Here is a 16843-nt window from a genome sequence, read left to right as displayed (position 1 = left end):
GTGATCGCTGAAGTTCCATGGCTGGGATTACGCAAGCTCATGAATGTTGGGTGACTATTGGTTAAGCTGATTATTGTGAAATCGCGCCGTGCAGGAAGTCAGCCACGCGCCGGAAACCTTGTAGGAATTGTCCTACGGCGGCTGGTAGGCCAAGCCTGTCGCTGCGGCAAGCCGGCGCAACCCCGCTTGCCATGTGGACGCGGGCCGATGAGGTGGTTTGGGAGGAGCGGGGCGGGAACGCCGAAAGAAAAAAGGCCGGAGCGGGTTGCGCTCCGGCCAAGCATTCTGCGAGGGATGCAGAAGAGATAAAACCAGATGAAAAAATGAACCCCGGGGCTTATGCCCCGGCCAGCCGCGGCGCTTGACTGCTGCCCAAGCCGTCCATGTAACGCGCCACCGACAGGTCGTCGGAGGCGATCGCCGGGCGGCGTCCCGAGATCAGGTCGGACAGCAACTGGCCCGAGCCGCAGGACATGGTCCAGCCCAGCGTGCCATGGCCGGTGTTGATGTACAGGTTCGGAACCGGGGTGGCGCCGACCACCGGCGTGCCGTCCGGCGTCATCGGGCGCAGGCCGGTCCAGAAGCTGGCCCGGGTGGTGTCGCCGGCGCCCGGGAACAGGTCGTTGACCACCAGTTCCAGCGTGGCGCGGCGCTTGGTCTTGAGCGTCTTGTCGTAGCCCACGATCTCGGCCATGCCGCCCACCCGGATGCGGTCATCGAAGCGGGTCACGGCGATCTTGTAGGTCTCGTCCAGGATGGTGGAGACGGGCGCAGCGGCAGCGTCGGTGATGGGCACCGTGATCGAATAGCCCTTCAGCGGATAGACCGGGATCTCCGGCAGCACCGGCACGTCGCGCAGCAGTTGCGGCGAGTAGGAGCCCAGCGCCACCACATAGGCGTCGGCCTGCACCAGTTCACGGCCGCACACCACGCCGCCGATCTTGCCGCCGGCCATGGCCAGCGCATCGATGGAGACGCCGTAACGGAAGGTCACGCCCAGATCCTCGGCCATTTTCGCCAGACGGGTGGTGAACAGCTGGCAGTCGCCGGTTTCGTCATTGGGCAGGCGCAGGCCGCCGGTCAGCTTGCTGCGCACCTTGCCCAGCGCCGGCTCGGCGCGGGCCAGCTCGTCTGCGGACAGCAGCTCGTAGGGCACGCCCGCTTCCTTCAGCACGGCGATGTCCTTGGATGCGCCGTCCAGTTGCTCCTGCGTGCGGAACAGCTGCAGCGTGCCTTGCTGGCGGCCTTCATAGGGGATGCCGGTGTCGGCGCGCAACTGGCGCAAGCAGTCGCGGCTGTATTCGGCCAGGCGCACCATGCGTTCCTTGTTGACGGCGTAGCTGGCGGCATTGCAGTTGCGCAGCATCTGCCACATCCAGCGCAGCTGGCGCAGCGTGCCGTCGGGGCGGATCGCCAGCGGGGCATGCTCCTGGAACATCCACTTCATGGCCTTCAGGGGAATGCCGGGCGCAGCCCATGGCGAGGCGTAGCCGGGCGAGATCTGGCCGGCATTGCCGAACGAGGTTTCCAGCGCCGGGCCGTCCTGGCGCTCCAGCACGGTCACTTCATGGCCGGCGCGGGCCAGATACCAGGCGCTGGTGACGCCGATGACGCCGCTTCCGAGAATGACAACCCGCATGAAAACCCCCGTTTGATGTTGATGCGCCCGATGGCGATGCTGCAATAGAAGATTCAGCTATGATATTGGTGATTAAACAGTGTTTGTTCGCGTATTTGTCTTCTATTTCAGCGGATGATATTGCGAAATTCCTTTTGACGAGAAAAAGCCATGAGAACCCAGCAGCAGTCCGTCCGCACCCTGGACAAGCTCGATCACCGCATCCTCGCCGCCCTGCAAAAGGACGGCCGCATCTCCATGAAGGAGCTGGGCGAGCAGGTCGGCCTGTCGGTCACGCCGTGCATCGAGCGGGTGCGCCGCATGGAGCGCGACGGCGTCATCACCGGATACTACGCGCGGGTCAATCCGGAGGCGCTGGGGGCGACGCTGCTGGTGTTCGTGGAGATCACGCTGAACCACAAGTCGGGCAACATGTTCGAGCAGTTCCGACGCGAGGTGCTGCGCATTCCCGAGGTGCAGGAATGCCACCTGGTCTCGGGCGACTTCGACTACCTGATCAAGGCGCGCATCCGCGGCATGGCCGAGTACCGCAAGCTGCTGGGCGACATCCTGCTGCAACTGCCGGGGGCGGCGCAGTCCAAGAGCTATGTGGTGATGGAGGAGATCAAGGAGACGCTGGCGCTGCCGCTGGATGATTGATCTCCGTTGCGGTCCCCTCAGGAGGAGGTGCTGGACTTGGTCTCGACGTCGTCCTGACGAAGGTCAGGGCCCAGCGTCGTTCGCCGCGCTTCTCCGCTGCCAATCTCGTGCCACCAACGACACCGGCCTGCGCCGGAACGACGCAGAGGGTTGCGAGGGATGGCGCCACTTTTGTTGGACGGCCAATGACCGGATACCAAGGCTGATACGCGCATCGGAAGCGAAAATTCATCGCGCGGGCATGCCTAAATGACAAGTGCGGTTGAGCAGAGCGCTTGCGCCGCACTGTACTCTGTGGCTGCCGGGGTTTCTGTGCATACCTGCCGGGGATTGCCTATTCTAGACTTTGAACACTGGAATCAATCCGCACAGAGCGCCGCGAGCGCAACGAGATCATGCCTTCTAAACCAAGAATCGAGCAGTACAACCAACCCGCCGGCGGCTGGGGCGCACTGAAATACGTCGCATTGAACCTGGTCAAGGAACACGTGGCCGACGGCAAGGGCATCCGCACCCTGTTGTCGCAGAACCAGCCCGACGGGTTCGACTGCCCGGGTTGCGCATGGCCTGACCGCGAGCACACCTCCACCTTCGAATTCTGCGAAAACGGCGTCAAGGCCGTGGCCGCCGAGGCGACCAAGAAGCGCGTCACGCCGGAATTTTTCGCCCAGCACACCGTGGCCGAACTGATGCAACAGTCCGACTACGAGCTCGAAGAGCACGGCCGCCTGACCCACCCGATGGTCTACGACGAAGCCACCGACAAGTACAAGACCATCGACTGGCAGGGCGCCTTCGACCTGATCGGCAAGCACCTGAACGCCTTGCCCGACCCGGACATGGCCGACTTCTATGTCTCCGGCCGCGCCAGCAATGAAGCCGCCTTCCTGTTCCAGCTGTTCGTGCGCCAGTACGGCACCAACAATTTCCCCGACTGCTCCAACATGTGCCACGAGCCGACCAGCGTCGGCCTGCCGGGCACGGTGGGCATCGGCAAGGGCACCGTGCTGCTGGACGACTTCGACCTGTGCGACACGCTGCTGCTGTTCGGCCAGAACCCGGCCACCAACCACCCGCGCATGATGGGCGAGCTGCGTCACGCTTCCAAGCGCGGCGCCGCCATCGTCGCCATCAATCCGCTGAAGGAGCGCGGCCTGGAGCGCTTCGCCGACCCGCAAAGCAAGGTCGAGATGCTGACCCTGGGCAGCACCCAGATCAGCTCCATGTTCATCCACCCGAAACTGGGCGGCGACCTGGCCCTGATCAAGGGCGTCATCAAGCGCACCATCGAGCTCGATGACGTGGCCGTGTTCACCAACGCCGAGCGCGTGCTGGACGTGAAATTCATCGAAGAGCACACCTCCGGCTTCGAAGATTTCGCCGCCGAAGTGCGCGCCGAAAGCTGGGACGACATCATCGGCGAATCCGGCGTCTCGCGCGACGACATCGAAAAGCTGACCCAGGTCTACGTGCGCGGCAAGGCCGTCATCGCCACCTGGGGCATGGGCCTGACCCAGCACAAGCATGCCGTGGGCACCATCCAGCTGCTGTCGAACATGATGATGCTGCGCGGGAACATCGGCCGTCCCGGCGCCGGCCTGTGCCCGGTGCGCGGCCACTCCAACGTGCAGGGCGACCGCACCGTGGGCATCGACGAAAAGCCGACCCCGGCCTTCCTCGATCGCCTGGAGCAAGTGTTCGAATTCAAGGCGCCGCGCCACCACGGCAACGACACGGTCGGCTCCGTGATGGCCATGCTGGAAGGCAAGACCAAGGTCTTCATCGGCCTGGGCGGCAACTTCGCCATGGCCACGCCCGACACCTACCGCACCTTCGACGCCATGCGTTCGTGCAACCTGACCGTGCACATCACCACCAAGCTCAACCGCAGCCACCTGGTGCACGGCAAGGATGCGCTGATCCTGCCGACCATGGGCCGCACCGAGATCGACGTGCAGAAGTCCGGCCCGCAGGGCGTGACCGTGGAAGACTCGATGAGCATGGTGCACGTGTCCTACGGCATCAACAAGCCGGCCTCGGACCAGCTGATGTCGGAGACCGCCATCGTCGCCCACATGGCCGAAGCCACCATGAAGTCGCGCAACAACGGCAAGAAGATCGACTGGCTGTGGTACGCCGAAGACTACTCGCGCATCCGCGACGCCATCGAGAAGGTGTACGACGCCTTCAAGGGCTACAACGAGCGCATCGCCAACCCGGGCGGCTTCCACCTGGGCGTCGCCTCGCGCGACCGCGTCTGGAAGACGGCGTCGGGCAAGGCCAACTTCATCGTCCACGCCATTCCCAAGGACACGCCCATCCATCGCGCCCGCGCGATCCACGGCGAGAAGCTGATGACGCTGATGACCACGCGTTCGCACGACCAGTACAACACCACCATCTACGGCATGGACGACCGCTACCGCGGCGTGTTCGGCCAGCGTCGCGTGGTCTTCATCCACAAGGAAGACCTGCAGATGCTGGGCCTGAAGGATGGCGAGTGGGTCGACATGGTCAGCGTCTGGGATGACGGCATCGAGCGTCGCGCCGACGGTTTCCTGCTGGTCGAGTACGACATTCCGCGTGGTTGCATCGGCAGCTACTATCCGGAAACCAATCCGCTGGTGCCGCTGGAAAGCTTCGCCGACAAGGCCCGCACGCCGACCTCGAAGTCCATCCCGGTGTTGCTGTCCCGCTCGGCGGTGCAGCGCGCCGCAGCCTGATCGCCTGATCATGGCCGGCGACGTCCATCCACTGCATCCCGCCGACGCCGAATTGCAAGGCGAGGGCGATGATGCGGCCGGGCTGGGTTTGCCGGCCGAAGTGCTGACCATCCTGAACGAGCTGCAAGCCGACTACGAACGCAACGACGGTGCGCCGTTGTCGCTGGCGCGGCTGTCCAAACGCACCCAGCTGCGCATGAGCACGTTGCGCCGCTTTCTCTCCGCGCTGGAGGAGGCGGGTGTCGTCAAGGTGGAGTTGAATGAGGATGGTACGGGCCGCGCGCAGTTGTTGATGCCTTCGTCTGGCGGCTGATTTTAACCGTTGTAGACGATGCTCCAGCTTCGTGAGCACTTTGGTGCTGGTTGGCCGGAGTTGCTTGCGACGAACGACACCGGGTTCCTGCGTTCGCAGGAACGACAAGCAGGAGAAGCTTTCACCGCAAGCGGTTCAAGTACGCCCCGAAATGTCGTCCCTGCGAAAGCAGGGAGCCAGCGTCGTTATAGGAGCTTGCTCCTTGATCAAGCTCGATTAGTTGCGGCGCTTGATATTCATCCCGCCAGTTCTTCCACCAGTTTCCCTACCAGCTTCAAGGCCTGCTCGATCTCCCGCGACCACGGGTAGCTGTAGTTGAGCCGGATGAAATGGCTGTAGCGGTTGGTCGCCGCGAAGATGCGTCCCGGCGCCACCGTGATGCCCAGCGCCAGGCTGCGGCGGTACAGCTCCATCGCGTCCACTCCGGACGGCAATTCCACCCACAACACATAACCGCCTTCCGGCTCCGACACACTGGTGCCGGCCGGGAAGAAGCGCAGCACGAAGTGGCGCATCAGGTCGCGCTGCTGCGCAAAGGCGCGGCGCACGCGGCGCAGATGGCGCTCGTAGCCGCCTTGCGTGAGGTACTCGGCGATCGCGCGTTGCGGCGCGGTGGGCGTGGCCAGGGTGTTGAGGAATTTCAGCTTTTCCACCTGCTCGCGAAAGCGTCCCGGCATGGCCCAGCCGATGCGGTAGGCCGAGGTCAGGCTCTTGGAGAACGAGGAACAGTGCAGCACCAGGCCCTCGCGGTCGTAGTTCTTCAGCGAGGACGGATGCGCGTTGCCGTAGTAGAGCTCGCTGTAGACGGCGTTCTCGATCACCGGCATCTGCAGCCGCTCGGCCAGGCGCACCAGTTTTTCCTTGTTGGCGTCCGGCATCTGGAAGCCCAGCGGGTTCTGGAAATTGGGCATCACCATGCAGGCCGCCACCGGCTGGGTGCGGGTGAGCTCTTCCAGCGCGTCGACGTCGATGCCGCGCTGCGGATCGGTGGGGATCTCCAGCGCCCGCATGCCCAGGCGCTCGATTGCGTGCAGCATGGCGTAGAAGGTCGGCGTCTCGACCGCCACCGTGTCGCCCGGGCGCGCCACCGCCTGCAGGCACAGGTTGATGGCCTCGGTGGCGCCGACAGTGATGACGATTTCCTCGGGGTCGACCTTCAGGCCGTTTTCCAGATAGCGACGCGCGATCTGGCGCAGCAGGTCGGGATGGCCCGGCGGCAGGTCATCGAACACGCTGGACTGGCTGGCGTTGCGGGTGATTTTGCCGGCGTATTGCGCCACCCGTTGCGAGGGGAACAGGGCCGGATTGGGGTAGGGCGAACCCAGCGGCACGGTACCGTCCTGCTGGATGGTCTTCAGCGTGGCCAGCACCAGCCGGCTGACATCGACCTCGGTCGACTGTTGCCAGGCAGGGTTGTTTTGGTGGACTTCGCGTTTGGCCGCGGGCTTGTCGACCGGCTGCGCCTGCTCGCGCACGAAGTAGCCGGACTGCGGATGACTCTCGATGATGCCGCGGCTTTCCAACAGCTCATAGGCGCGCACCACGGTGGTCACGCTGACCTTGTGCTGCTGGCTGGCGATGCGCACGGAGGCGATGCGCTCTCCCGGCTGCAGCACGCCCTCGCGGATGGAGGCGGCCAACTGGTCGGCGAAGAGCTTGTAAAGGGGCGTGACGGCCATAGCGAGGGGCTGGTGTTAGAGTTGTAGCCCGCATTTTACAAAAAAGGACGCCGACCATGATCACCGTGCATCATCTGAACAACTCGCGCTCGCAGCGGGTGCTGTGGCTGCTGGAAGAGTTGGGTCTGGAATACGAGATCAAGTTCTACCAGCGTGACCCCAAGACCATGCTGGCGCCCCGGGAGTTGGTCGCGGTGCATCCGCTGGGCAAGTCGCCGGTGATCACCGATGGCGAGCTGACCGTGGCCGAGTCCGGCGCCATCGTCGAATACCTGCTGGAGCGCTACGGCGCGGCCAGCGGTCTGCTGCCCGCGGCCGGCACGCCGCAGCGGCTGCGCTATCGCTATTGGCTGCATTACGCCGAGGGGTCGGCCATGCCCTTGCTGTTGCTGCAACTGATCTTCAGCCGCCTGCCCATGGCGGTGCCGGCGCTGATCCGGCCGGTGGCCAAGCTGATCGCGGGCGGCTTCAAGGGGCGCTTCATCGCGCCGCAGCTGGAGCGCCACCTGCGCTTCATGGAAGATGAGCTGGGGCGTGAGGGCTGGTTCGCGGGCAAGGACTTCAGCGCTGCCGATATCCAGATGAGTTTCCCGGTCGAGGGGCTGCGCTCGCGCGGCGGGCTGGATGGTCGCTATCCCAACTTGCTGAAATACCTGGAAGCGATCCACGCGCGTCCCGCCTATCAACGTGCGCTGGAGCGTGGCGGCCCGTACGAGCTGCTGCGCTGATGTACTGATGCACTCCCGCCTCAGGCCGGCAGGCTGATCACCGCGCGCAGGCCGGCCGGGCGTTCCCGGCCGTCGCGGTTTTCCAGCTCTAGCCGGCCGCCGTGCGCTTCCACGCAGGAACGCGCGATGGCCAGCCCGAGGCCGACGCTCCCGCCATCCTTGCCATCCTTGCCGGTGTCGCCGTTGCGGCTGCGCGAGGGATCCAGCCGCACGAAGGGTTTGAACACCTCCTGCAATTTGTCGACGGCGATGCCGGGGCCGTCATCGTCGACATGGATCTGCAAGGCCAGGCCATCGCCGCGGGAGAGCGCCAGCCGCGCGCGCTGGCCGTAGCGCACGGCGTTGTCGACCAGATTGGACAAGGCGCGCTTCAGGTTCACCGGGCGGCAGCGGTAGGGCAGGGCGCCGGTCACATCGCTGCGCAGCTGCACGTCGCGTCCCTGGGCCAGCTGCTCTTCCACCACGTCGCGCAGCAGCGCTTGCAGGTCGATCTCGCGCGTGTCTTCATTGCGGGCGTCGTCGCGCGCAAAGCGCAGGGTTTCTTCCACCATCACCCGCATCTCTTCCAGCGTGCGCACCATCGCCGCGCGCAATGCCGGATCGTCCACCAGTTCGGCGCGCAGGCGCAGCGAGGTGATCGGCGTGCGCAGGTCGTGGCTGATGGCGCCCAGCATGCGGGTGCGGTCTTCCACGAAGCGGCGCAGGCGTTCCTGCATCAGGTTGAAGGCCATGGTGACCTCGCGCGCCTCGGCGGGACCGGTGACGGGCAGCGGATCGACCTGCTCGCCGCGGCTGACGCGCTCGGCGGCATGGGTGAGCGCCTTGATCGGGCGCAGGATGCGGCGCACGAACAGGAACACGATCACCAGCACCGGCAAGGTGCTGACCGGCACCGAGAAGCGCAGCGGGCGCATCCACGCCTGCGACATCACCGGATGCTGCAGCGTGTTGAGCCAGCGGCCGTCCGGCGTGCGCATGGCGATGCGCAGGTCGCCGTTGCGCGCATCGTGGCGCACCAGGCTCACGCGGATGGATTCGGCCGGCAGCGCCAGCAACTTGCCCAGTTTGGCGGTGATCACGTCCTGGTCGTAACCCTGTTCGCTGCCTTCGCTGACGTCGGGCTGCTGCCCCAGGCGGTAGTCGGCGTTGTCGTCGCGCGCGCTGGCCAGCGCCTGTCGGGCCTGCGCTTCGGGCAAGCGGGCCAGGCGCCAGGCGACGGCGGCGTGCTCGATCATCTGGTCGCGTGAAATGGAATGGATGTGCTCGCCATTGGTCAGCGAGATCGACAGGCCGATCGCATGCGCCGCCACCAGTCCCAGCAACAGCAGGCCGATCAGCTGGCCTGCCATGGTGCGCGGCCACAGTTTCATGAGGCGCACTCGGCGCTGACCTGGGCGGCGAACAGGTAGCCGTTGCCCCACACGGTCTTGAGCAGGCTGGGGTGGCGCGGGTCCGGCTCCAGCTTCTTGCGCAGGCGGCTGACCTGGCTGTCGATGCTGCGGTCGAAGGCCAGCGCGTCGGCGCCGGCGGTCAGGTCCAGCAGCTTGTCGCGCGAGAGCACGGTGTTGGGATGTTCGACCAGCACGCGCAACAGGCGGTACTCGACGCTGGACAAGGTCACGGCCGCACCCTCGCGGTCACGCAGCTCGCGTCGCTCGACGTCCAGCGTCCACTCGTCGAAGACATAGCGGCGGATCGCCTGGTCGAGCCCTTGCGCCGGCGCGGCATGCGACGTGACAGCGCCGGCAACCGCCTCGGCGGCCGGGGCCGCATGCGGCAGGCTGCGCCGGATACGACGCAGCACGGTGCGAATGCGCGCTACCAGTTCCTGCGGGTCGAAGGGTTTGACGATGTAGTCGTCGGCGCCGGTTTCCAGGCCGTTGACCTTGTCGGCCGAGGAAGACATCGCGGTCAGCAGGATCACCGGCGTGCCGAACTGTTCACCGATATGGCGGCACAGCGAGAGGCCGTCCTCGCCCGGCATCATCACATCCAGCACGGCCAGGTCGAAGCTTTGCTGTTGCAGCAGGCGGCGCGCCTGGGCGGCGTTGAGCGCCATGCTGACCTGCATGCCCTGGCGGCGCAGATAGGCGGCCAGCGGCTCGCAGATGTCGAGATGGTCGTCCACCACCAGGATATGACGTTGCGCTTGCATGATGTTCCTTCCCGTATTGCGTCCGGCGGCTTGGGGCGGTCCGCTGTCTCCAGTCACATGGACCGCTTGCCACACTTTGACAAACTTTTTCCAATTTTAAATGAATATAATTCTCATTTGCAAATTTCAGAAAAATTCCTTCCTGCCTCTAACCCAATACCGGCGCGGCTTTGCGGGCGACTTGCGCGTCCCGTGAGGGTATGGCTGCGCCCATGAAAAACGTGGTGTTGGCAGGAAGGGCGACATCAGACCAACACCTTGGGGAATAGCAACATGCAATCGAAACAGGAATTCAAGCCGGCGCGCGCAGCTGCCGCAGCAGCGGTGGCCGTCGCCCTGGCCATGATGGCCGGCGGCGCGCTGGCGCAGGCCGCTTCGTCGGAGGGATTGAAGGAAGTGGTGGTGACCGCCACCGGCTTCGAACAGGAAGTCGTCGATGCGCCCGCCAGCATCAGCGTCATCACGCCGGAGCAGCTGAAGAAGAAACAATTCCGCGACCTGACCGACGCCCTGGCCGATGTGGAAGGCGTGACCATCACCGGCTCGTCGGCCGAAAAGGATATCTTCATCCGCGGCATGCCCGGCGCCTATACCCTGATCCTGGTGGACGGCAAGCGCCAGAGCACGCGTGACGCGCGCACCAACGGCAACGCCGGTTTCGAGCAAAGCTACATCCCGCCGCTGGAGGCGATCGAGCGCATCGAGGTGGTGCGCGGGCCGATGTCGTCGCTGTACGGCTCCGACGCTATGGGCGGCGTGATCAACATCATCACCAAGAAGGTCGCCGGCAAGTGGGGCGGCTCGGTCACGGCCGACACCACGCTGCAGCAGCACGACAATTCCGGCGACTCCTACCAGGGCCAGTTCTACGTGAACGGCCCGATCGCCACCGACGTGCTGGGCCTGCAGATGTGGGGCAAGGTCTACAAGCGCCAGGAAGACCGCATCCTCAACGGCAACACCAAGGCGCTGGACACCGACTTCACCGCGCGATTGTCGCTCACGCCCAACAAGGACCACGACATCCTGGCCGAGATCGGCACCTCGCAGGTGCGCCGGGACGGTTCGTCCTATCACACGCTGGCCTCCACCGCGACCACCGCCGACACCTATACCGAGAACCCGCGCGACCACATGTCGCTGTCGCACACCGGCCGTTACGGCTGGGCCACGTCGGATGTGTCGATCTCGTTTGAAAAGGCGCAGCGCCGCAGCTTCACCGAAAGCCCGGTCGGCAGCGACCGTTTTACCCAGGCTACGCGCTCGCCCAAGATCGAAAACCTGGTCATGGACGGCAAGCTCTCGGTGCCGCTGGGCGCGCACTGGCTGGTGATGGGCGGCCAATGGAACGAGGCCACGCTGACCGACGTCAATCCGGGCGTGAGCTCGACCCTCGTGCGCGACTTCAAGATCACGCAAAAGGCGCTGTTCGTGGAAGACGAATGGAAGCTGACCGACAAGCTGGCGCTGACCGGCGGCCTGCGCCTGGACAACCACGAGATCTACGGCAACCACTGGAGCCCGCGCCTGTATGCGGTATGGCACGGCACCGACCAGCTGACCATCAAGGGCGGCGTGTCGCGCGGCTTTCGTGCGCCTGAAATCCGCACCATCGCCCCGGGTTACGCCTACACCACCGGCGGCGCCGGTTGTACCGTCGGCCCCACCGGCACCTGCGGCGTGATCATCGGCGACCCCAACCTGAAGCCGGAAACCAGCACCAGCTACGAGCTGGCCGCGCTGTGGGACAACAAGTCCGGCCTGTCCGGCGGCGCCACGCTGTTCTATACCGACCTGAAGGACAAGGTCAGCAACGCGCTGGTGTACAACGCCGACGGCTCCATCGCGCGCTGGTCGGCCAACAACAACTATCGCCTCTGGTACAGCTACAACGTCGACCGCGCCACCATCAAGGGCCTGGAGCTGACGGGCCGCTGGCAGGCCACCGGCCGCCTGGCGCTGAAGTCGAACTACACCTATACCGACTCGCGCCAGAAGGGCGGCAACTATGACGGCTACGCGCTGGCCCGTACGCCCAAGCACATGTTCAACGTGCGTGCGGACTGGAAGCAGTCAGACGCCTGGACCTTGTGGAGCGCGCTCAACTACCACGGCAAGGAAGTCAACGCCGCGGCGCGCGTGGGCACCGCCGGCACCACGATCTCGTCTTCGGGCGTGAAGGAATACAAGGCCTACACGCTGGCTGACATCGGCACCACCTACGACATCAGCAAGATGACCAGCGTCGCCGCGGCGATCTACAACATCACCGACAAGCGCCTGGACGAGCAGAGCTTCAACACCGTGGGCGACGGCCGTCGCCTGTGGGTGAGCCTGACGCAACGCTTCTGATCCGGCGGGGCTGACGCAATCATGCGGTCGGCCCATCCGCACGGAGCGGCATGGCATGCCCAAAGCCGCACCTCGTTGTTCCATGTTGCTCCGTGCTGCTCCATCTCTTTCACCGCTGACGATATTGCCGTGACCGACATTTTCACTCCGCGCCGCCGCCTGTTGGCGGCCGCCTTGCTGTGCGCCTTCGCGCCGGCGATCGCCGATGCGCAACCCGACCTGTCGCGCAAGCTGGGGCCGACCATCGCCGACACCGGCTCGGCCTTTTACCGTTTTGAACGATTCGCGCTGCGCTCGGCCGACGGCGAACGCGGCTACCGCGTGATGCTGGCGATCCCGCGCCGAGCGGCGCCGGCGTCCGGCTACCCGGCCATCCTCGCGCTTGACGGCAATGCCGCACTGGCCTCCATCGACGAGCGCCAGTTGCAGGCGCTGGATGCCGGCAGCCCGCCGGTGATCGTGGCCATCGGCTACGACACCGAACTGCGCTTCGACGTCAACGCACGCGCTTACGACTACACGCCGCCGATTCCCGCCGGTCAAACCGACGATGAGGCAGGGCGCGGGCGCAAGGGCGGCGGCGCCGATGTGTTCCTGGATCTGATCGAGCAAGCCATCCTGCCGCGCGCGCGTGCGATGGCGCCGCTCGACCCCGCCCGCCTGGCGCTGTGGGGGCACTCCTACGGCGGATTGTTCGTGCTGCATACGCTGTTCACTCGTGCGCGCCTGTTCTCGACCTACATCGCCGCCAGTCCGTCGCTATGGTGGCAGCAGGGCGTGGTGCTGGGGGAGGAAAAGCGCTTTGCCGGCGCGCCGGCCCGGGCCGCGAAGGCAGCCGGGGTCAGGTTGTGGCTGATGGCGGGCGACGCCGAGCGGCGCGAGCATCGTGCCGCGCCCGGCGCCAATGCACAGGCCGCGCCGCCGCCGGCGATCGCCGCGCGCGCATCGCTGCCGCCCTCAGCCCTGTCGGATCTTGCCGCCAGGCTGAAGCAGCGCGATGGTTTGGAGGTGACGTTGCGCATCTTCCCCGGCATGGCGCACGGACCGATGTTGCCGGCCTCGCTGGAGCCGGCTTTGCGCATTGTCGCCGGCTTGTCGCCGTTTTCTGATTGAGCTGTGCTCGACGCAGGGCCGCGTGTGGAGGCGCTTTGTATCGTTATGTATCGCAAAGTAAAACAGCCGACGCAGTCGACGCGTTGATCAATCTCGACGTTATAATTGAGAATTATTATTATTTGTGACAGGTGGTCGACGCCATCGCCATGCTCGCCAAGCCATGAAGGATCTCAACGCCGCCGGTCCTGGCCAGGGGGCCGGTCCACTTCCTGACCAGAAGCGCCGCGCCTTCTGGCTCAAGCATCTGCACCAGTGGCACTGGATCAGTTCCGGCATGTGCCTGGTGGCGATGCTGGCCTTCGCCGTGACCGGGCTGACGCTGAACCACGCCGCGCAGATCGAGGCGCATCCGCAGGTCGTGCATCAGGAGGCGCAGTTGCCGCCGCCGCTGCTGGCGCCGCTGAAGGCGCAGGCCAAGGCGGCCGACGGCAAGAGCGCGGCCAAGGATCCGCTGCCCGGCGCGGTGCGCGACTGGATCGCGCAGCAGCTGTCGGTGACGGTGGGCGCGCGGCCGGCCGAGTGGTCGGCCGACGAGGTCTACGTCTCGTTGCCGCGCCCGGGCGGCGACGCCTGGTTGCGGGTGGAGCTGGAAGACGGCCATGTCGAGTACGAAAAGACCGACCGCGGCTGGATCTCCTACTTCAATGACCTGCACAAGGGACGCAATACCGGTGCGGCGTGGAGCTGGTTCATCGACGTGTTCGCCGTGGCCTGCCTGGTGTTTTGCATCACCGGCCTGTTCCTGCTGCAGATGCATGCCGGCAAGCGCCCGGCGACCTGGCCGCTGGTGGTGCTGGGGTTGGTCGCGCCGCTGTTGCTGGCGCTGCTGTTCATCCATTGAGATTGTTGATTTTTCCGAGCCGCCGCCATTTGTTTTCATCCGTATCGACTGCATCCCTTAGCGAGGTCACATGACACACAAGAAGTCCGCACTGCTGAAACCCACCGTCCTGGCGCTGGCCATGGCCGCTTTGTTCGCCTCGGCGGCCCCGGCCGGCGCGGCCGAGATGAACCTGAAGATCGAGATCCCCACGCTGAACGTAGCCGAATACCATCGTCCCTACCTGGCGGCCTGGATCGAGCGCGCCGACCAGAGCGTGGCGGCCAACCTGGCGGTCTGGTACGACGTCAAAAAAAAGGACAAGGAGGGCGAGAAGTGGTTGAAGGACATGCGCCAGTGGTGGCGCCGCAGCGGTCGCGAGCTGCAGATGCCGGTCGACGGCGTGAGCGGCGCAACGCGCCCGGCCGGTGAGCAGAAGCTGAACCTGGGTTCCGGCAAGGGCCCGATCGCCAACCTGGCGCCGGGCGACTACGTGCTGATGGTGGAAGCCGCGCGCGAAGTCGGCGGCCGCGAACTGGTGAAGCTGCCGTTCCAGTGGCCGCCCAAGTCGGTCCAGACCGCCAAGGCGCAAGGCGGCAGCGAGCTCGGCGCGGTGTCGCTGGAACTGAAGCCCTGAGCCTGATCCGGCCCGCAAGCATTCGCGCAATACCAACCATAGAACACAGACCAGAGGAACCCACATGACTTTCTCCCTGCAACGCATCGCCGGCAAATCGATGAAGATCGCCGCACTCGCCCTGGCCATCAGCCTGCCGCTGTCGGCCCACGCCCATCGCCAATGGCTGCTGCCCTCGGCCACCGTGCTGTCCGGCAATGAAGCCTGGGTCACGGTGGACGCGGCCGTGTCCAACGACTTGTTTTACTTCGAACACTTCCCGCTGCGCCTGGACGGCCTGCAGGTGACCGCACCGGACGGCAAGTTCGTGCAGGCCGCCAACGCCTTCACCGGCAAGTACCGCAGCAGCTTCGACGTGCAGCTGTCGCAGCAGGGCACCTACAAGATCGCGGTGGTGAACAACGGCGTGTTCGCCAGCTACAAGGTCGACGGCCAGCAGAAGCGCTGGCGCGGCGCGGCCGACGCACTGGCCAAGGAAATCCCGGCCAACGCGCAGGACCTGAAGGTGACCCAGATGAACAGCCGCGTGGAAACCTTCGCCACCGCCGGCAAGCCGACCAGGACCGCGCTGACCGTCAGCGGCACCGGTCTGGAGCTGCAGCCGATCACCCATCCCACCGACCTGGTGGCCGGTGACGCGGCCAACTTCCAGTTGCTGCTCGACGGCAAGCCGGCCGCCAACGTCGAGGTGGAGGTGGTGCCGGGCGGCATCCGCTACCGCGACAAGCTGCTGGACACCAAGGTCAAGACCGACGCCGAGGGCAAGTTCAGCGTCAAGTGGGGCGGCCCCGGCATGTACTGGCTGGAGGCCAGCGTGAGCGACCAGAAGACCACGCTGCCGCAGGCGGGCCAGCGCCGCGCGACCTACATCGCTACGCTGGAAGTGCTGCCCTGAACGGCGGCATGACGTGAACACAGGCACCCGCGCTGCGGGTGCCGTTTTTGTTTTCAGGGCCTGCCTTTGCCTGCCTGTGTATGTTCATCCCTGAATCTTCCACTCCTGAATGTGCATGACGATGTCCAACCGCGTACTGATCCCGCTCTCCATGGATGCCCCGCCCACGCTGCCGCCGGGTGTGACCGAGCATCACTTGGCCGGCGCCGCCATGGGGACTTCCTGGCGCGTGCATGCGCTGGCGCCCAAGGGCGTGAGGAGCGACGCCATCGAGGCGGCAGTACAGGTGCAACTGGCGCGGGTGATCCGCGAGATGAGCACCTGGGAGCCTGACTCCCATCTCTCGCGCTTCAACCGGGCCACCGCCGGCAGCTGGCATGCACTGCCCGACGCCTTCTACACCGTGCTCGACGCGGCGCTGGCCATGGCCGTGGACAGCGACGGCGCCTTCGATCCCAGCATCGGGCCGCTGGTTAACCTGTGGGGCTTCGGCCCTGTCGCTGAAGGGGAAGATCGCGTGCGCTCGTTGCCCGAGGCGGCCGAACTGGAACAGGTGCGAGCACGCTGCGGCTGGCAGCGCCTGGGCCTGGACCGTGCCACGCGCAGCCTGCTGCAGCCGGGTGGTGCTTATCTGGATTTCTCGGGCATCGCCAAGGGTTATGCGGTGGACCTGGTGGCGCAGGCCTTGCGCGAGCTTGCCTGCGTGAGCTGGCTGGTCGAGATCGGCGGCGAGCTGTCCGGCCTGGGCGTGAAGCCCGACGGCCAGCCGTGGTGGGTGGCGCTGGAGCGGCCGCCGCAGGATGACGGCGAGGGCATGCTGGTTGCCCTGCACGGGCTGGCCATCGCCACCTCCGGCGACTACCGCCATTATTTCGAACAGGACGGCCGGCGCTACGCCCACACCATCGATCCGCGCAGCGGCCGGCCGGTGGCGCATGACCTGGCCTCGGTCACGGTGCTGCACCCGCAGTGCATGGTGGCCGACGCACTGGCCACGGTGCTGACGGTGCTGGGCGAGGAGCAGGGCATGGCCTTCGCACGCAGCCGCAACATTGCCGCGCTGTTCATCTGCGGCGGTGCCGATGGCGCTGCTCATTTCCGCGAAAGCATGACGCCGGCCATGGCCGCGATGCTGGAGTGAGGACGG

At 65.6% G+C, this 16843-nt stretch carries 14 protein-coding genes; 10 read left to right on the top strand and 4 right to left on the bottom strand.

All coding sequences use genetic code 11. From position 1 onward, the window contains the following. Positions 1-337 precede the first annotated feature (337 nt). Complete coding sequence (locus J8I26_RS18665) at positions 338-1684, bottom strand: D-amino acid dehydrogenase (protein ID WP_348635343.1); 1347 nt, start codon at positions 1682-1684, stop codon at positions 338-340. 105 nt (positions 1685-1789) lie between these two features. Between J8I26_RS18665 and J8I26_RS18660 the strand changes: the two genes are divergently transcribed. The 3 genes from J8I26_RS18660 (at position 1790) to J8I26_RS18650 (ending at position 5314) form a co-directional block, all read left to right on the top strand. Continuing rightward, positions 1790-2278: an Lrp/AsnC ligand binding domain-containing protein gene (locus J8I26_RS18660; protein WP_209608608.1), complete on the top strand. Its 489-nt coding sequence runs from the start codon at positions 1790-1792 to the stop codon at positions 2276-2278. Between the two features lie 395 nt (positions 2279-2673). Further along, positions 2674-5001 carry an FdhF/YdeP family oxidoreductase gene (locus tag J8I26_RS18655; RefSeq protein WP_209608607.1) on the top strand — a complete coding sequence of 776 codons (2328 nt, stop codon included), beginning with the start codon at positions 2674-2676 and terminating at the stop codon, positions 4999-5001. Positions 5002-5011: 10 nt separating this feature from the next. Continuing rightward, positions 5012-5314, top strand: a complete 303-nt coding sequence (locus J8I26_RS18650; protein ID WP_209608606.1) for a helix-turn-helix domain-containing protein — start codon at positions 5012-5014, stop codon at positions 5312-5314. 236 nt (positions 5315-5550) lie between these two features. Here the strand turns inward: J8I26_RS18650 and J8I26_RS18645 are convergent, their stop codons facing one another. Continuing rightward, positions 5551-6993 carry a PLP-dependent aminotransferase family protein gene (locus J8I26_RS18645; protein WP_209608605.1) on the bottom strand — a complete coding sequence of 481 codons (1443 nt, stop codon included), beginning with the start codon at positions 6991-6993 and terminating at the stop codon, positions 5551-5553. Positions 6994-7049: 56 nt separating this feature from the next. Here J8I26_RS18645 and J8I26_RS18640 point away from each other — a divergent pair, with 56 nt between their 5' ends. Beyond that, complete coding sequence (locus J8I26_RS18640; RefSeq protein WP_209608604.1) at positions 7050-7721, top strand: glutathione S-transferase; 672 nt, start codon at positions 7050-7052, stop codon at positions 7719-7721. Positions 7722-7741: 20 nt separating this feature from the next. On the opposite strand, the gene J8I26_RS18635 is transcribed toward J8I26_RS18640, so the two are convergent. Together J8I26_RS18635 and J8I26_RS18630 are read right to left on the bottom strand one after the other, a co-directional pair. Further along, positions 7742-9091, bottom strand: coding sequence for an ATP-binding protein (locus J8I26_RS18635; RefSeq protein WP_245200406.1), 1350 nt, complete (start codon positions 9089-9091; stop codon positions 7742-7744). Further along, the gene (locus J8I26_RS18630) at positions 9088-9876 is read right to left on the bottom strand and encodes a response regulator (protein ID WP_209608603.1); all 789 of its coding nucleotides are present in this window, start codon (positions 9874-9876) and stop codon (positions 9088-9090) included. The genes J8I26_RS18635 and J8I26_RS18630 overlap by 4 nt, the downstream gene beginning before the upstream one ends. A 273-nt stretch (positions 9877-10149) precedes the next feature. On the opposite strand from J8I26_RS18630, the gene J8I26_RS18625 reads away from it, so the two are divergent. The 6 genes from J8I26_RS18625 (at position 10150) to J8I26_RS18600 (ending at position 16837) form a co-directional block, all read left to right on the top strand. Continuing rightward, a complete protein-coding gene (locus J8I26_RS18625; RefSeq protein ID WP_209608602.1) occupies positions 10150-12228 on the top strand; it encodes a TonB-dependent receptor in 2079 nt (692 codons plus the stop codon). Positions 12229-12357: 129 nt separating this feature from the next. Continuing rightward, positions 12358-13341: an alpha/beta hydrolase-fold protein gene (locus tag J8I26_RS18620; protein WP_348635342.1), complete on the top strand. Its 984-nt coding sequence runs from the start codon at positions 12358-12360 to the stop codon at positions 13339-13341. A gap of 163 nt (positions 13342-13504) precedes the next feature. Then, a complete protein-coding gene (locus J8I26_RS18615) occupies positions 13505-14185 on the top strand; it encodes a PepSY-associated TM helix domain-containing protein (protein ID WP_209608600.1) in 681 nt (226 codons plus the stop codon). Positions 14186-14255: 70 nt separating this feature from the next. Beyond that, positions 14256-14801 carry a DUF2271 domain-containing protein gene (locus J8I26_RS18610; protein ID WP_209608599.1) on the top strand — a complete coding sequence of 182 codons (546 nt, stop codon included), beginning with the start codon at positions 14256-14258 and terminating at the stop codon, positions 14799-14801. A gap of 64 nt (positions 14802-14865) precedes the next feature. Beyond that, positions 14866-15696 (top strand): DUF4198 domain-containing protein, encoded by an 831-nt coding sequence (locus J8I26_RS18605; protein ID WP_209608598.1) that lies wholly within the window; start codon positions 14866-14868, stop codon positions 15694-15696. A gap of 121 nt (positions 15697-15817) precedes the next feature. Next, on the top strand, positions 15818-16837 hold the full coding sequence (locus tag J8I26_RS18600) for an FAD:protein FMN transferase (protein WP_209608688.1): 1020 nt from the start codon (positions 15818-15820) through the stop codon (positions 16835-16837). Positions 16838-16843 lie beyond the last annotated feature (6 nt).

Source organism: Herbaspirillum sp. LeCh32-8, assembly GCF_017814915.1.
In the GTDB taxonomy this organism is placed as follows: Bacteria; Pseudomonadota; Gammaproteobacteria; order Burkholderiales; family Burkholderiaceae_D; genus Herbaspirillum.
This window is presented reverse-complemented; position numbering and strand designations above follow the sequence as displayed.

Excerpts from the sequence above, each read along its gene's own strand:
- J8I26_RS18600 (WP_209608688.1), top strand. The coding sequence starts at position 15,818 with ATGTCCAACCGCGTACTGATCCCGCTCTCCATGGATGCCCCGCCCACG.
- J8I26_RS18655 (WP_209608607.1), top strand. The coding sequence starts at position 2,674 with ATGCCTTCTAAACCAAGAATCGAGCAGTACAACCAACCCGCCGGCGGC.
- J8I26_RS18625 (WP_209608602.1), top strand. The coding sequence starts at position 10,150 with ATGCAATCGAAACAGGAATTCAAGCCGGCGCGCGCAGCTGCCGCAGCA.
- J8I26_RS18605 (WP_209608598.1), top strand. The coding sequence starts at position 14,866 with ATGACTTTCTCCCTGCAACGCATCGCCGGCAAATCGATGAAGATCGCC.
- J8I26_RS18640 (WP_209608604.1), top strand. The coding sequence starts at position 7,050 with ATGATCACCGTGCATCATCTGAACAACTCGCGCTCGCAGCGGGTGCTG.
- J8I26_RS18635 (WP_245200406.1), bottom strand. The coding sequence starts at position 9,091 with ATGAAACTGTGGCCGCGCACCATGGCAGGCCAGCTGATCGGCCTGCTG.
- J8I26_RS18630 (WP_209608603.1), bottom strand. The coding sequence starts at position 9,876 with ATGCAAGCGCAACGTCATATCCTGGTGGTGGACGACCATCTCGACATC.
- J8I26_RS18650 (WP_209608606.1), top strand. The coding sequence starts at position 5,012 with ATGGCCGGCGACGTCCATCCACTGCATCCCGCCGACGCCGAATTGCAA.
- J8I26_RS18645 (WP_209608605.1), bottom strand. The coding sequence starts at position 6,993 with ATGGCCGTCACGCCCCTTTACAAGCTCTTCGCCGACCAGTTGGCCGCC.
- J8I26_RS18660 (WP_209608608.1), top strand. The coding sequence starts at position 1,790 with ATGAGAACCCAGCAGCAGTCCGTCCGCACCCTGGACAAGCTCGATCAC.
- J8I26_RS18610 (WP_209608599.1), top strand. The coding sequence starts at position 14,256 with ATGACACACAAGAAGTCCGCACTGCTGAAACCCACCGTCCTGGCGCTG.
- J8I26_RS18615 (WP_209608600.1), top strand. The coding sequence starts at position 13,505 with ATGAAGGATCTCAACGCCGCCGGTCCTGGCCAGGGGGCCGGTCCACTT.